A 13,438-nucleotide genomic window follows, 5' to 3' on the forward strand; every position below is an offset into this window, starting at 1 on the left:
CGGACCGCGCGTCGTGCCGGCGGGCCGGCACGACGCGCGGTCCGTCCATGCGCCATCACCCCGACTCCATGGGAACAGGCGGGGTGCTGCGGGGGCAAGAAGCCGGATACCGTGGACAGCAGTTGGGCGATGAGAGTGGGAGGCGCCGTTGCGTACCCGCGAGAGTCAACCCGACGTACCGGCTCCGGACAGCCCGTGGGACGAGATCGAGCCGGGCCTGTGGATGGGCGGGCACGAGGTCCGCGGACCGGCGGGGCGGGTGGAGCCGGTGATCGTGCACCGGCAGTTCGACCTGGTGCAGACCCTGCTGCGGCTGCCGGGGCACGGCCCCGACCCCGGCGTCGAGCACCAGGTGTGGCCCATCCCGGACGGTCCGCTGGACGGCACCCAGCTCGCGGGCGTGATCCGGCTGGCCGAGGCGGCGTGCGAGGCCCTGGACGCCGGCCGCACGGTCCTCGTCCGCTGCTTCCACGGCTACAACCGCTCGGGTCTGGTGGTCGCGCACGCGCTGATGCGCAGGGGCCGTTCGGCCGAGGGGGCGGTCCGGCTGATCCGGTCCCGCCGCTCCTCCTGGGCGCTGCACAACGGCCTGTTCGTCGACTACCTGCGGGCGGGACTCGCCACCGCGCGGATGCTGGAGGAACTTGCCGAGTGACGGGGACGGCCGCCCTGACGGGGCGTGTGCCCCGGTAGGCGGAGCGCCGTCCCCGATGGCGCAGCAGACCGGGCGGGCGCCGGGGGGCGCTCCTAATGTGGCGACAAGTCACCTTCGACCTGTTGTCTCCCCCCATGGAGGTACTGCCATGTCCCTACGACGCCCGCGTGCCCCGCTCACCCGCCGTCTGCCCATAGCGCTCGCCGCCGGCGCCCTGGCGCTCGCGACCGCCGTCACCCCCGCGCTCGCCGCGGACGACCCCGGCCAGGGAAACCAGAACAACCAGAGCAACCAGAGCGGGCAGAACAGCCACAACAACCAGAGCGGCCAGGGCAACCAGAACGGTCAGGGCAACCAGTCCAGCCAGAACACCCAGAACAACCAGAACACCCAGAACAACCAGGGCAACTGGAGCCAGCAGGGCGGCAACGGCAACAACACCGGCTCCCACCAGCAAGGCAACAGCAACAACAACCAGCAGACCGGCGGCGACCACGGCGATCACGGCGACCAGGGCGAGGCCCGCGGCGTGGTGACGGTCCAGCGGCTGGCGCTGCGCAGCGCCCCGGAGCGGGGTTCGCAGGTCATCCGGTACGCCCGCAAGGGCGATGTCGTCCACATCTTCTGCAAGGCGCAGGGCGGCCGGGTGGACGGCAACTCGACCTGGTACCTGCTCACCGACGGCACCTGGGCCTGGGGTCCGGCCCGGTACATCGACACCTTCGGTCCCACGCCACGCTGGTGCTGACCGGCACAGCGCACGAAGCGTCGCATCTGGGTAAGTTCCGGACATGAGCAAGGCCGGTATCACCCTGGCGACGGCGGACCCGCCCGCGTCCACCGTGCGTCTCACCGGGCGTCGCGGTGTGGAACTCGCCCTCATCGTCCTGGCCGTCGGACTGTCGGTGTACGGCTACTGCGCCGTCGGCCTCGCCAGGAACGGCACCGTCCCGCCCGGCGCCGCAGGATACGGCGCCGGGCTCGGTGTGCTCGCCGTGCTGGCCCATCTGGCGGTGCGCTGGCGGGCCCCGCTCGCCGACCCGCTGCCGCTGCCGATCGGGGTGCTGCTCAACGGGGTGGGTCTGGTGCTGATCTACCGGCTGGACCTGGAGACGCCGGGCGACCGGGCCGCCCCCGCGCAGCTGATCTGGTCGACGCTGGGGGTGGCGCTGTTCATCGCGGTGATCCTGGTGCTGCGCGACCACCGGGTGCTCCAGCGCTACACGTACCTCTGCGTCACCGTCGCGCTGGTCCTGCTGACCGTGCCGATCCTGTTCCCCTCGGTGAACGGCGCCCGCATCTGGATCCGGGTGGCCGGGTTCTCCATCCAGCCGGGCGAGTTCGCGAAGGTGCTGCTGGCGGTGTTCTTCGCCGCGTACCTGGCCGCGAACCGGGGCGCGCTGACCTACGCGGGCCGCCGCGTGTGGGGGATGCAGGTGCCCACCGGGCGGGTGCTCGGGCCGATCGTCGCCGTGTGGCTGGTCAGCGTCGGCGTGCTGGTCCTGGAGCGGGACCTCGGCACCTCGCTGCTGTTCTTCGGCCTGTTCGTGGTCCTGCTGTACGTCGCCACCGGCCGCACCGGCTGGATCGCGCTGGGACTGCTGCTGGCCTCGCTGGGCGCGGTCGCGGTGGGCCGGCTCGAACCGCACGTGCACCATCGGATCGAGACGTGGCTGCACCCGTTCGCGTCGATCGAGGCGGGCGAGGGTCCCAACCAGCTCGCCCAGTCGCTGTTCGCCTTTGCCGAGGGCGGGATGCTGGGGTCGGGGCTGGGGCTCGGGCACTCCGTGCTGATCGGCTTCGCGGTGAAGTCGGACTTCATCCTGGCGACGGCCGGCGAGGAGCTGGGCCTGGCCGGGCTGTCCGCGGTCTTCCTGCTGTACGGGCTGCTGGTGGAGCGCGGCTACCGGGCGGGGCTCGCGCTGCGTGACCCGTTCGGGCGGCTGCTCGCCGTGGGGCTGGCATCGCTGGTGGCGCTCCAGGTGTTCGTGATCGCGGGCGGGGTGACCGGGCTGATCCCGCTGACCGGCATGGCGATGCCGTTCCTGGCGCAGGGCGGCTCGTCGGTGGTGACCAACTGGGCGATCGTGGCGCTGCTGGTCCGGCTGAGCGACAGCGCGCGGCGGCAGGCCGCAGCCCCGGGTGCGCTCCGGTGACCCGGCACATCCGGCACGCGGCGCTGTTCTGCGCGCTGCTGCTTCTCGCGCTGCTGGTCAACGCGGCCCGGGTGCAGGTGCTGCACGCGGAGGACTACGAGACCAACCCGGCCAACCGGCGTGCCGCGATCGCGCGGTACCAGCAGCCGCGCGGCGACATCCTGGTCGGCGGCCGGCCGGTCACCGGGTCCCGGGACACCGGGGAGCACCTGCGGTACGAACGGACGTACCTCGACGGGCCGTTGTACGCGCCGGTGACGGGCTTCGCCTCGCAGGAGTACGGCACGACGCTGCTGGAGGCCACGGAGGACGCGGTGCTGTCCGGGGCCGCCCCGGTGCTGGCGCCGCTGCCGCTGTGGAACGAGTTCACGCGTTCCCGCAGCGCGGGCGGCGACGTGCTGACCACGATCGACCCGCGGGCGCAGCAGGCGGCGTACGAGGGTCTGCGGGGGCGGAAGGGCGCGGTGGCGGCGGTGGAGCCGTCGACGGGGCGGATCCTGGCGCTGGTGTCGATGCCGTCGTACGACCCGGAGCCGCTGTCCGGGAACGGCGCGGCGGCGCGGGAGGCGTGGGCGCGGCTGAACGCCGACCCGGACCGGCCGATGCTGAACCGGGCGGTGCAGCGCACCTATCCCCCGGGGTCGACGTTCAAGGTGGTCACCGCGGCGGCGGCGCTGGACGCGGGCGTGGTGAAGGGCCTCGACGAGCCGACCCGCTCCCCCGACCCGTATCTGCTGCCCGGGACGACGACGCGGCTGGTCAACGGCGCGGGGAAGTGCGGCAACGCCACCCTGCGGGACGCGTTCGTGCGGTCCTGCAACACGGTGTTCGCCCAGCTCGGCGTGGTCACGGGGCTGGAGCGGATGCGCAGGGCCGCCGAGAGCTTCGGCTTCAACGACGCCGGTCTGCGGATCCCGTTCCGGGTGGCGCCCAGCACCTTCGACACCACGCTGGACGCGGCGCAGCTCGCGTTGTCGTCGATCGGGCAGTACAACACGCGGGCCACGCCGCTCCAGATGGCGACGGTCGCGGCGGCCGTGGCGAGCGGCGGGCAGGTGCGCGAGCCGTACCTGGTGGAGCGGACCATGCGGGCGGGCGGCGGCACGGTGTCCGCGGCGGGGTCGGGCGCGGTGCGGCGGGCCATGCTCCCGGCGACGGCGAGCCGGCTGCGGGAGCTGATGCGCGGGGTGGTGGAGGACGGCACCGGCGGGAAGGCGGCGATCCCCGGCGCCGTGGTCGGCGGGAAGACCGGCACCGCCCAGCACGGCCTGGGCAACTCGGGCACGCCGTACGCCTGGTTCATCTCCTGGGCGCAGCGGGAGGACGAGCTGGAGCCGAAGGTGGCGGTGGCCGTGGTGGTGGAGGACGCGGCCGGCAACCGGCGCGAGATCAGCGGCGGCGGCACGGCGGCCCCGGTCGCGCGGGCGGTGATGGAGGCGGTGCTGCGGTCCGGGTGAGCGGTCACCCCCACGTCAGACGGCGGTGAAGCCGCCGTCCGCGGGGACCACGGCTCCGGTGATGAAGCCGGAGCGTGGTGAGGCGAGGAAGCAGAGGATCTCGGCGATCTCCTCGGGCTGTGCGACGCGGCCCAGGGGCTGGGCGTCGGCGAACGAGGCGAGGTAGGCGCGGCTGTCGGGGCGAAACGTGTCGAGGAAGTCGGTCTCGATGACGCCTGCGGCGACGAGGTTGGCGCGGATGTTCCAGGGTCCGCCTTCGACGGCGAGCACCTTGGTCAGCTGGGCCAGGGCGCCTTTGGACGCGCTGTAGGCGACGCCGTCGGGCAGGGCGACCGTGCCGGCGTAGGACCCGGTGCTGACGATGCTCCCGCCGCCCCGGCTCCGCATGACCCGGAAGGCTTCCCGGGCGAAGAGGAAGGAGCCGCGGGCGTTGACGGCCATCACGGTGTCCCAGTCCTCGGCGGTGGTCTCGGTGACGGGTTTGTTCAGGGTGCGTCCGGCGTTGTTCACCAGGATGTCGAGGCCTCCGAAGGCGTCCTGCGCCGAGGAGACCGCGTGGACGGCGGTCTCCTCCCGCGTGATGTCGCCCCGCACCGCGAGGACGCCGGGGTATGCGTCCTCCAGGGCCGTGACGTCGGGACGCAGGTCGACGGCGACGACGCGGGCGCCGCGGGCATGGAGCAGTGCCACGGTCTCCTTGCCGACGCCGCGTGCGGCCCCGGTGACCAGGGCGGTCCTCCCGGCGAACTCGGATGCGTCGGCGGACGCGGGGGTGGGCGTCATGATGGGGTCCTTCTGTGAGGGGTGTCGTCTTATGGGTGGCGTCGGGGACGCCCGGCGGGCGGGTGGTTCAGTGCGCGGTGAGGCCGCCGTCGACGACGAGTTCCGAGCCGGTGACGAAGGAGGAGTCGTCGCAGGCGAGGAAGAGCATCGCGGAGGCGATCTCGTCGGCGCGGCCGGCCCGTCGCATGGGGGTGCGTCGGATGTCCGGCTGCTGGTCGCCCTGCTCGTCCAGGAGGTCCTGGATCATCGGGGTGGCGATCACTCCGGGGTGGATCGAGTTGACCCGTACGCCCTGCCGGGCGTACTCGACCGCGGCCGTCTTGCTCAGCAGGCGCACCGCGCCCTTCGACGCCTGGTAGGCCGCCGCCGCGCCGCTGCCCACCAGGCCGAGCACGGACGAGGTGTTGATCACCGACGCGTTGCCGCTCGCGCGCAGCAGCGGCATCGCCGCCCTCATACCGAGCCAGGTGCCCTTCTGGTTCACGTCGATCACGCGGTCCCACGCCTCTTCCCGCGTGTCCTCGACACCCGGCCAGTCCAGGATCCCGGCGACGTTCACCAGCACGTCCAGCACGCCGAAACGATCGCGTACGAGGGTGGTCACCTCCTCCCATTCCCGGGCGGAGGAGACGTCGAGGAGGGCGGTCGTCACCTCCGCGCCGCCCGCCTCGATGCGCCGCGCCAGCGACTGGAGGGGTTCTGAGGCCACATCGGTGAGCACCAGCCGGGCGCCCTCCCGGGCGAAGCGTTCGGCGGTCGCCGCACCGATGCCCCCGGTCGCGCCCGTGATCAGGGCCACCTTGCCCTCAAGCCGTCGTCCGGTCATGAAAACGGTCCTTCCTTCTGCGTTTGCTGTGTCTGTCAGCGACTGCTGACACGTCCGTCGGCGACTGCCGCCTGTCTCGGCGGTCGCCCGTTGTCCCGCCACGCTCGCCGCCCCCGCTACGACGGGTCCGACTCCCGGTACAGCACGAGGTGTTCGTGGTAGAGCACTCCGTCGCGGATGTCCCCGGTGGCGGTGAAGCCGGTGTCGTCGACGTAGTCCAGGTGACTTCCGGTGACCGTGTAGCGGCCGGTGTACGCACTGGCCCGGTCGCCGCGGGCCTCGTCGTAACGGCCGTCGGGCAGCAGCTCCTGCCGGATGTGCCCGTCCTCGGTCACCCACATGCCGACCACGTCCACGTGGCCGTCCTCGGTCTCGGCCATGGCGGCCTCCTCTGCTCGAACGGTGCGGTTCCTTCCGCTCCACCGAGTCTGCGCAGGTCAGCGGGGACCGACCAGGACGCGTGCTGCCTGGGTGCGGCACACCCAGGCAGCACGACGGCGCCCCGCCTAGCCTGAGGGCATGGACGACAACCACCTGGGGGACTTCCTGCGCGCACGCCGCGCCGCCCTGCGCCCGCACGACGTCGGGATGCCGAGTTACGGGACCCGCAGGGTCGCCGGGCTGCGCCGCGAGGAGGTCGCCGTCCTGGCCGGAGTGAACGCCGACTACTACACCCGCCTGGAACAGGGCCGCGAACGCAACCCCTCGCCCCAGGTGATCGACGCGCTCAGTCAGGCGCTGCACCTAGACGAGGACGCCAGGGCGCACCTGTACCGGCTGGCCGGGGCCACGCCCGGCGACCGGCTCCCGCCGCGCTCCACCGGGCGCGTCAGCCCCGCCCTGCGGCAGCTGATGGACGGCTACCCCCACACCCCGGCGTTCGTCATGAACCGAGCCCTCGACCTCCTCGCGGCCAACGCGCTGACCCAGGCCCTCTACTCGGCGTTCACCCCGGCGGACAACCTCGCCCGCATGACCTTCCTCGACCCCGCCGGCCCCGCCTTCTACGCGGACTGGGACCGGGCGGCCCAAGCCACCGTCGCCAACCTCCGCGAGGCGACCGGCTTCGAACCGGACAACCCGCGGCTGCGTGAACTCGTCGGCACCCTCACCGAGCACAGCGCGGACTTCGCGCGCCTGTGGCGGTCCCACACCGTGGGAGGCAAGACGCGGGACGCCAAACACTTCCTCCACCCGGACGTCGGCCCGCTCACGCTCACCTACCAGGCGTTCGACGTACGCGAGGCGCCCGGCCAGCAGCTCGTCATCTACCACGCCGAACCGGGCAGCCCCAGCGCCCACTCCCTCCGCCTGCTCGGCTCCCTCCACGCCACCCGGCGCCAGGACCACTCCCCGCACGCGACCGAGTAGCCGTCACCTCGCGGCCGGCGTCCCGGCCAGGACAACGTGCCTGCCGGGAAGCCCAGTTGGTGAGACGGGGGTGCCGGACGGCGGAGTTCCCGACCTAACGTTCGGTACATGACCGCATACGAACTCGCCCAGGTGAACATCGCCCGGCTCAAGGCGCCTCTGGACACCCCCCTGCTGAAGGACTTCGTCGACAACCTCGACCCGGTCAACGCGGACGCGGACGCCGCCGCCGGGTTCGTGTGGCGGCTCCAGAGCGACGACGGCGACGCCACGGCCATCCCCGTCTTCGACGACCCGTGGCTGATCGTCAACCTGTCGGTGTGGCGGGACACGGACGCGCTGACGGCGTTCATGTACCAGGGCCGGCACCGGGAGATGCTCAGCCGCAGACGCGAGTGGTTCGAGCGGGTGGAGGAGGCCATGACCGCCCTGTGGTGGGTGCCGGCGGGCCACCGTCCGGACGTCGCGGAGGCCGAGGCGCGCCTGGTCCATCTGCGCACCCACGGTCCGACGCCGTACGCCTTCACCCTGCGCACCTCCTTCCCGCCCGGCGCGGACGAGCTCGCGCCGGCCGCACCGGTCGGCGACAAGTCCCGCACAGGGGATTGACGGGCTTGCTGACAAGCAGTCTCATAAAGGTGACCTGCCGGTAACCCGAGACGCCCCGAGGTGGAACCGTCATGACGACCCTGCCGGAGACCGACGCGCTCGACGGCCTGCGGGACGCGCTCGGGCAGCTCAAGAACCGGGAGGCGGTGGCCCTGCGGCTGCTGGAGTCCTCCGCGAAGCACTCCTTCGACCCGGACGAGGAGCTGGACTGGGAGGCGCCCTTCGAGGACGGCAAGTGGTTCTGGCCGCCGGAGCTGGTGTCGCTGTACGGCACCCCGATGTGGCAGCGGATGAGCGAGGAGCAGCGCCTGCTGCTCTCCCGGCACGAGGCCGCCGCGCTCGCCTCCCTCGGCATCTGGTTCGAGCTGATCCTGATGCAGCTGCTGGTCCGGCACATCTACGACAAGTCCGCGACCAGCGCGCACGTGCGCTACGCCCTCACCGAGATCGAGGACGAGTGCCGGCACTCGAAGATGTTCGCCCGGGTGATCGCGCACAGCGGCACCCCCTGGTACCCGGTGAGCCGCGTCCACCACAACCTGGGGCGCCTCTTCAAGACGGTGTCCACCACCCCCGGCTCGTTCACCGCGACGCTCCTCGGCGAGGAGGTGCTGGACTGGATGCAGCGGCTGACGTTCCCCGACGAGCGGGTGCAGCCGCTGATCCGGGGCGTCACCCGCATCCATGTGGTCGAGGAGGCGCGGCACGTGCGGTACGCGCGTGAGGAGCTGCGGCGCCAGATGATGACCGCGCCCCGCTGGTCCCAGGAGTTCACCCGCGTCTCGTCCGGCGAGTTCGCCCGGGTGTTCTCGGTGGCCTTCGTGAACCCGGAGGTCTACACGAACGTCGGCCTGGACCGGCGCGAGGCCGTGGCGCAGGTGCGGGCGAGCGGGCACCGGCGCGAGGTGATGCAGCAGGGCGCGAAGAAGCTGACGGACTTCCTCGACGACATCGGCGTGCTGCGGGGCGTGGGCCGCCGGCTCTGGCGCTCCTCGGGGCTGCTGGCCTGACCGGGCGCGCCCCCCGGGCCCGGCCCCCGGGGTCGCGTTCCGGCCGGTGCGGGCGGCCGTGCCCGGCGTGCGGCGGCGACGGCCGGTTACGCTGCGGGCATGACCTCGCAGGCCCCCACCCCCGCCTACCGGCGCCTCAGTGTCGAGGAGCGCCGCACCCAGCTGCTGGAGGCCGCGCTGTCCCTGTTCGCCCACCGGGCGCCGGAAGACGTGTCGCTGGACGACGTGGCGGAGGCGGCCGGCGTGTCGCGGCCCCTGGTCTACCGCTACTTCCCCGGCGGCAAGCAGCAGCTCTACGAGGCGGCCCTGAAGTCCGCCGCCGACGAGCTGCGGGACTGCTTCGACGAGCCGCAGGCGGGCCCGCTGCTCCCCCGGCTGACCCGGGCGGTGGAGCGTTACCTCGCCTTCGTCGGCCGCCACGACGCCGGCTTCAGCGCGCTGCTCCAGGGCGGCAGCGTGGTGGAGACCTCCCGTACGACCGCGATCGTGGACGGGGTGCGGCGGGCCGCCGCCGAGCACATCCTGCGCCATCTCGGCGTCGACGAGCCCGGGCCCCGGCTGCGGATGACCATCCGGATGTGGATCACGGCCGTGGAGGCCGCCTCCCTGATCTGGCTCGACGAGGACAAGCAGCCGCCGCAGGAGGAGCTGCGGGACTGGCTGGTGGAGCAGTTCGTGGCGGTGCTGACGGTGACCGCGCGGCGGGACGCGCAGACCGACGCCCTGGTGCGGGCGCTGGCCGCGGACCTGTGAGCGGGGGCCGGCCGCGGACCTGTGACGCGCGGCCGATGGCCGAGACTGGTGGGGTGAAGAGCGAAGACACCCCCTTCGAGGGCGGCCCCATGGACGGGCGCGTCCTGCCCGTGCTGCTCGGCATCACCGGGCACCCGCCCAAGACGTACCGGATCCCCGTCCCGGCTCCGGACGGCGGCCCGCCCACCGTGCTCGTCTACCGGAGGGTGCCGCGCGGGAGGAGCACGCTCACCGGCCTGACCGCCCGCTGGAAGTACCTCTACGACCCCGCCGGCCGGGCCGGGGACGGACCGCGGTGGCCGTGGTCGAAGCACCCGGCGCGCCCGGACGCCACGCCGGAGGGCAAGCCGGACGACGCCGACGGGTGACCCCGTTGCGCCGAACCGCGCACACTCGGCGAGCGGACCGCGCACACCCCCCTGATGCTCGCGGTGCGGAGCGGACGGGCCGCCCCGCGTCGGAGGTGATGGCGTGTCAGGAATGCTTCTGCGTCTGGTGTGTACGGCGGCGCTGGCGGCCGGGACCGTGCTCGCCCCCCTGCCCGCGGCGGCCGCCCCTGAGCCGGGCGGCGCCGCCGCGTCCGGCGGCCGGTCCGTCCCCGAGCTGCTGACGGACCTTCAGACCCTGTACCGGGAGGCCGAGAAGGCCACCGAGCGTTTCAACGCCACCGAGGAGGCGCTGGCGAAGCAGCGCGCCGAGACGGAGCGGCTGGAGAAGGCGCTGGCCCGCACCCGCCTCTCCCTGCACGACAGCCGGGGCGCCGCGGGACGGCTCGCCCGGCAGCAGTACCAGTCGCTGAGCGGTCTCTCCCCCTATGTGCGGCTGCTGCTGGCGCGCGACCCGCAGCGCGCGCTGGAGCAGGGGCATGTGATCGGGCAGCTGGCGCGGGAGCGGGCGCAGACGGTGGGCCGGCTGACCGGTGACGCGCGGCAGGCGGGCGAGCTGGCGCGTCGGGCGCGCAAGGCGCTGGACGAGCGGATCGCGCTCACCGAGCGGAGGAAGAAGGAACGCGACCAGGTGGTGGAGCGGCTGCGGGACGTCGAGGAGCTGCTGGCGTCGCTCACCGCGGAGCAGCTCGCCGAGCTGGCCGAGCTGGAGCGCGGCCGGGTGGACGAGGCGCAGCGGGAGCTGGTGGCGTCCGGCGCGCTGAGCAGCGCGAACGCCCCGTCGGCGGCCGGTGAGCGGGCCGTGCGGTACGCGGTGGAGCAGCTCGGCAAGCCGTACCAGTGGGGCGCGGAGGGCCCGGCGACGTACGACTGCTCGGGGCTGACCTCCGAGGCGTGGCGCGCGGCGGGCGCGGAGGTGCCGCGGACCAGCCAGGAGCAGTGGGCGCGGCTGGAGCGGATCGAGCTGGTGGACCTGCGGCCGGGCGACCTCGTCGTGTACTTCCACGACGCCACGCATGTCGCCCTGTATCTGGGCGACGGGATGGTGGTGCAGGCGCCACGGCCCGGCGCGCGGGTCAAGGTGTCGCCGGTCGCGGCCAACCCGGTGCTGGGCGCGGTGCGGCCCGACCCCGGCGGGGAGCCCCTGGAGCACTACGTGCCGCCGGAGCTCCCCGAGGGGGCGACGGACGGGTCCGACGAGGGGTACGGGGTGAGCTACGCGCCGGCCGCGCCGGTGACCTCGGCGAGGTAGGCGTTCGTCTTGTCCGGCTCGTAGAAGAAGTTCTCGAAGTCGGCCGGGTTGTCGAAGCCGTTGGCGAAGCGGTCGGCGACCGGCTGGAGCTGTCCGGCCGCGCCGATCAGGTTGAGGATGTGCTCCGGCGGCGGGGCCAGCATGGCGTTCGTCCACTTGGTGACGTGCTGGGCGGTGTTCCAGTAGCGGTCGAAGGTCCGCCGCATCCAGTCCTCGTCGAACGGCTTGTCGCCGTGTTCGAGGATCGAGGCGAGGTAGGCGGCGGCGCACTTGGACGCGGAGTTGGAGCCCTGGCCGGTGATCGGGTCGTTGGCGACGACGACGTCGGCGACGCCCAGCACCAGGCCGCCGGAGGGCAGCCGGCCGATGGGGTTGCGGACGGTCGGGGCGTAGCGGCCGGCCAGGGTGCCGCCGGCGTCGGTCAGTTCGACCTTGGTGGCGCGCGCGTACTCCCAGGGCAGGAACTTCTCCATCAGCTCCAGGGTCAGGGAGAGGTGCTCGGCCGGGTCCTTGACGTCCGTGAACGCGTCGAGCGGGCCGCCGGGTATGCCCTCCCAGAACAGGATGTCGGCGCGGCCGGACGTGGTGAACGTCGGCATGATGAACATCTCGCCGACGCCGGGGACCAGGTTGCAGCGGACCGCCTCGGTGTCCGGGTGCTCCGGGCGCGGGCCCAGGCCGTGCACGTAGGCGACGGCGAGGGCGCGCTGCGGGGTGCTGTACGGGGAGCGCTCGGGGTCGCGGGAGAACATCTGCACCAGCTCGCCCTTGCCGGCGGCGATGAGCACCAGGTCGTAGGCGCGGGAGAGGTAGTCGAGGTCGCCGACGGCGGCGCCGTGGATGACGAGCTGTCCGCCGCGCTGGGCGAAGGTCTCCATCCAGCCGGCCATCTTGACCCGCTGGTCCACCGACTGCGCGTACCCGTCGAGGTGTCCCAGCCAGTCGATCGCGCGCTGCGAGGGACCCGGGTCGAAGGAGCCGGGGGCGGCGACCGACACGCCGAGACCCTGGATCTTCGGGGCCTGGGACTCCCAGAAGTTCAGCTGGAGGTCACGCTCGTGCTGGAGGGCGGTGTGGAACATGCACTGCGTGGACATGACCCGTCCGGTGCGGATCTCGTCCGCGGTCCGGTTGGACATGAGGGTGACCTCGTACCCGTGCGACTGGAGGCCCAGGGCGAGCTGGAGACCGGACTGGCCGGCCCCGACGACGAGTATCTTCCGCATACGGGGGACGCTCCTAAGGGGGCTACTCGGGGGTTTCGTCGAGCGCGTGGCCCACGAGGGACAAGAGGGTCTCGATGACCGAGATCCGGCGGCGCGCATCCATGATCATGACAGGTATGTGCGCGGGGATCGTGAGGGCGTCCCGCACGTCCTCCGGGTCGAAGCGCTCGCTGCCGTCGAAGTGGTTCACCGCCACCACGTACGGCAGCCCGCAGCTCTCGAAGTAGTCCAGCGCCGGCCAGCAGTCCTTCAGCCTGCGGGTGTCGGCCAGCACCACGGCGCCGATCGCGCCGCGCACCAGGTCGTCCCACATGAACCAGAACCGCTGCTGGCCGGGCGTGCCGAAGAGATACAGCACCAGGTCGTCGTCGAGCGTGATGCGCCCGAAGTCCATCGCCACGGTGGTGGTCGTCTTGCCCGGCGTGGCGGTGAGGTCGTCGGTGCCCTCGCTCGCCTCCGTCATCAGCGCCTCGGTCTGCAGCGGCGTGATCTCGGAGACGGAGCCGACGAGGGTGGTCTTGCCGACGCCGAAGCCGCCGGCCACGACTATCTTCGTGGCGATCGGGGCCCGGGTGGGGTCCGTCTGCCAGGGCAGCAGGGGCTCGTCCCCCTGGACGGGCTCGGTGACGCCAGGGGCGGCGTCAGAGACGGCGGAGTCCACTCAGCACCCTTTCCAGCAGCGCGCGGTCCGGGCGGCCCGTGCCGTGGCCGGTGCCCGTTCCGTAGACACGGATCTTTCCCTGGTCCGCGAGGTCGCTCAGCAGGACGCGGACCACGCCGAGCGGCATCTGGAGCAGCGCGGCGATCTCGGCCACCGTCCGCATGCGGCGGCACAGTTCGACGATGGCGCGCACCTCCGGCATGACGCGGGCGAGGCCGCCGGAGGTGAGTTCCCTGCGCTCCTCGGCGGCCTCCAGCGCCGCGGCCGGCCGTGGCGCTGGAGGCCGCCGAGGA

The 13,438-nt window shown here is 72.8% G+C and carries 16 protein-coding genes; 10 read left to right on the forward strand and 6 right to left on the reverse strand.

What is annotated here, in order from left to right:
* Window positions 1-148: 148 nt before the first annotated feature.
* The 4 genes from CCN29_RS22230 to CCN29_RS22245 all read left to right on the forward strand — a co-directional run bounded on the left by CCN29_RS22230 (window position 149) and on the right by CCN29_RS22245 (window position 4,268).
* A complete protein-coding gene (locus tag CCN29_RS22230) occupies window positions 149-655 on the forward strand; it encodes a protein-tyrosine phosphatase family protein (RefSeq protein WP_086683977.1) in 507 nt (168 codons plus the stop codon).
* 148 nt (window positions 656-803) lie between these two features.
* The gene (locus CCN29_RS22235; RefSeq protein WP_086683980.1) at window positions 804-1,403 is read left to right on the forward strand and encodes an SH3 domain-containing protein; all 600 of its coding nucleotides are present in this window, start codon (window positions 804-806) and stop codon (window positions 1,401-1,403) included.
* A 43-nt stretch (window positions 1,404-1,446) separates the two neighbouring features.
* Complete coding sequence (locus CCN29_RS22240; RefSeq protein ID WP_006134859.1) at window positions 1,447-2,811, forward strand: FtsW/RodA/SpoVE family cell cycle protein; 1,365 nt, start codon at window positions 1,447-1,449, stop codon at window positions 2,809-2,811.
* The gene (locus CCN29_RS22245) at window positions 2,808-4,268 is read left to right on the forward strand and encodes a penicillin-binding transpeptidase domain-containing protein (RefSeq protein WP_086683983.1); all 1,461 of its coding nucleotides are present in this window, start codon (window positions 2,808-2,810) and stop codon (window positions 4,266-4,268) included. Before CCN29_RS22240 ends, CCN29_RS22245 begins: the two co-directional genes overlap by 4 nt.
* A 15-nt stretch (window positions 4,269-4,283) precedes the next feature.
* On the opposite strand, the gene CCN29_RS22250 is transcribed toward CCN29_RS22245, so the two are convergent.
* The 3 genes from CCN29_RS22250 to CCN29_RS22260 form a co-directional block, all read right to left on the reverse strand.
* Complete coding sequence (locus tag CCN29_RS22250; protein WP_006134861.1) at window positions 4,284-5,051, reverse strand: SDR family NAD(P)-dependent oxidoreductase; 768 nt, start codon at window positions 5,049-5,051, stop codon at window positions 4,284-4,286.
* Between the two features lie 67 nt (window positions 5,052-5,118).
* A complete protein-coding gene (locus tag CCN29_RS22255) occupies window positions 5,119-5,877 on the reverse strand; it encodes an SDR family NAD(P)-dependent oxidoreductase (protein WP_086683988.1) in 759 nt (252 codons plus the stop codon).
* Between the two features lie 116 nt (window positions 5,878-5,993).
* A complete protein-coding gene (locus CCN29_RS22260; RefSeq protein WP_006134863.1) occupies window positions 5,994-6,257 on the reverse strand; it encodes an Atu4866 domain-containing protein in 264 nt (87 codons plus the stop codon).
* A gap of 139 nt (window positions 6,258-6,396) precedes the next feature.
* Here CCN29_RS22260 and CCN29_RS22265 point away from each other — a divergent pair, with 139 nt between their 5' ends.
* The 6 genes from CCN29_RS22265 (at window position 6,397) to CCN29_RS22290 (ending at window position 11,258) form a co-directional block, all read left to right on the forward strand.
* Window positions 6,397-7,248: a helix-turn-helix transcriptional regulator gene (locus tag CCN29_RS22265; protein WP_086683991.1), complete on the forward strand. Its 852-nt coding sequence runs from the start codon at window positions 6,397-6,399 to the stop codon at window positions 7,246-7,248.
* Window positions 7,249-7,356: 108 nt separating this feature from the next.
* Complete coding sequence (locus tag CCN29_RS22270) at window positions 7,357-7,857, forward strand: DUF3291 domain-containing protein (protein ID WP_086683995.1); 501 nt, start codon at window positions 7,357-7,359, stop codon at window positions 7,855-7,857.
* A 71-nt stretch (window positions 7,858-7,928) separates the two neighbouring features.
* Entirely contained in the window at window positions 7,929-8,867 is a 939-nt protein-coding gene (locus CCN29_RS22275; protein WP_086683998.1) for an AurF N-oxygenase family protein, read from the forward strand.
* 99 nt (window positions 8,868-8,966) lie between these two features.
* On the forward strand, window positions 8,967-9,620 hold the full coding sequence (locus CCN29_RS22280) for a TetR/AcrR family transcriptional regulator (RefSeq protein WP_006134867.1): 654 nt from the start codon (window positions 8,967-8,969) through the stop codon (window positions 9,618-9,620).
* 53 nt (window positions 9,621-9,673) lie between these two features.
* Window positions 9,674-9,988, forward strand: coding sequence for a DUF8847 domain-containing protein (locus tag CCN29_RS22285; protein WP_031020546.1), 315 nt, complete (start codon window positions 9,674-9,676; stop codon window positions 9,986-9,988).
* Window positions 9,989-10,091: 103 nt separating this feature from the next.
* Window positions 10,092-11,258 carry a C40 family peptidase gene (locus CCN29_RS22290; protein ID WP_442538449.1) on the forward strand — a complete coding sequence of 389 codons (1,167 nt, stop codon included), beginning with the start codon at window positions 10,092-10,094 and terminating at the stop codon, window positions 11,256-11,258.
* Here the strand turns inward: CCN29_RS22290 and CCN29_RS22295 are convergent.
* The 3 genes from CCN29_RS22295 to CCN29_RS22305 form a co-directional block, all read right to left on the reverse strand.
* Window positions 11,222-12,484, reverse strand: coding sequence for a styrene monooxygenase/indole monooxygenase family protein (locus tag CCN29_RS22295; protein ID WP_086684004.1), 1,263 nt, complete (start codon window positions 12,482-12,484; stop codon window positions 11,222-11,224). The genes CCN29_RS22290 and CCN29_RS22295 overlap by 37 nt on opposite strands.
* A gap of 22 nt (window positions 12,485-12,506) precedes the next feature.
* Window positions 12,507-13,145 (reverse strand): GTP-binding protein, encoded by a 639-nt coding sequence (locus CCN29_RS22300; RefSeq protein ID WP_006134871.1) that lies wholly within the window; start codon window positions 13,143-13,145, stop codon window positions 12,507-12,509.
* The coding region (locus CCN29_RS22305) for a DUF742 domain-containing protein (protein WP_086684007.1) at window positions 13,126-13,438 on the reverse strand (313 nt) is incomplete at its 5' end. The genes CCN29_RS22305 and CCN29_RS22300, both read right to left, overlap by 20 nt.

The organism is Streptomyces pseudogriseolus, assembly GCA_002154585.1.
Classification (GTDB): Bacteria; Actinomycetota; Actinomycetes; order Streptomycetales; family Streptomycetaceae; genus Streptomyces; species Streptomyces pseudogriseolus.

Bases quoted from the DNA above. Each gene is read 5' to 3' on its own strand.
- CCN29_RS22275 (WP_086683998.1), top strand. From the start codon at position 7,929: ATGACGACCCTGCCGGAGACCGACGCGCTCGACGGCCTGCGGGACGCG.
- CCN29_RS22255 (WP_086683988.1), bottom strand. From the start codon at position 5,877: ATGACCGGACGACGGCTTGAGGGCAAGGTGGCCCTGATCACGGGCGCG.
- CCN29_RS22280 (WP_006134867.1), top strand. From the start codon at position 8,967: ATGACCTCGCAGGCCCCCACCCCCGCCTACCGGCGCCTCAGTGTCGAG.
- CCN29_RS22265 (WP_086683991.1), top strand. From the start codon at position 6,397: ATGGACGACAACCACCTGGGGGACTTCCTGCGCGCACGCCGCGCCGCC.
- CCN29_RS22270 (WP_086683995.1), top strand. From the start codon at position 7,357: ATGACCGCATACGAACTCGCCCAGGTGAACATCGCCCGGCTCAAGGCG.
- CCN29_RS22240 (WP_006134859.1), top strand. From the start codon at position 1,447: ATGAGCAAGGCCGGTATCACCCTGGCGACGGCGGACCCGCCCGCGTCC.
- CCN29_RS22235 (WP_086683980.1), top strand. From the start codon at position 804: ATGTCCCTACGACGCCCGCGTGCCCCGCTCACCCGCCGTCTGCCCATA.
- CCN29_RS22260 (WP_006134863.1), bottom strand. From the start codon at position 6,257: ATGGCCGAGACCGAGGACGGCCACGTGGACGTGGTCGGCATGTGGGTG.
- CCN29_RS22250 (WP_006134861.1), bottom strand. From the start codon at position 5,051: ATGACGCCCACCCCCGCGTCCGCCGACGCATCCGAGTTCGCCGGGAGG.
- CCN29_RS22295 (WP_086684004.1), bottom strand. From the start codon at position 12,484: ATGCGGAAGATACTCGTCGTCGGGGCCGGCCAGTCCGGTCTCCAGCTC.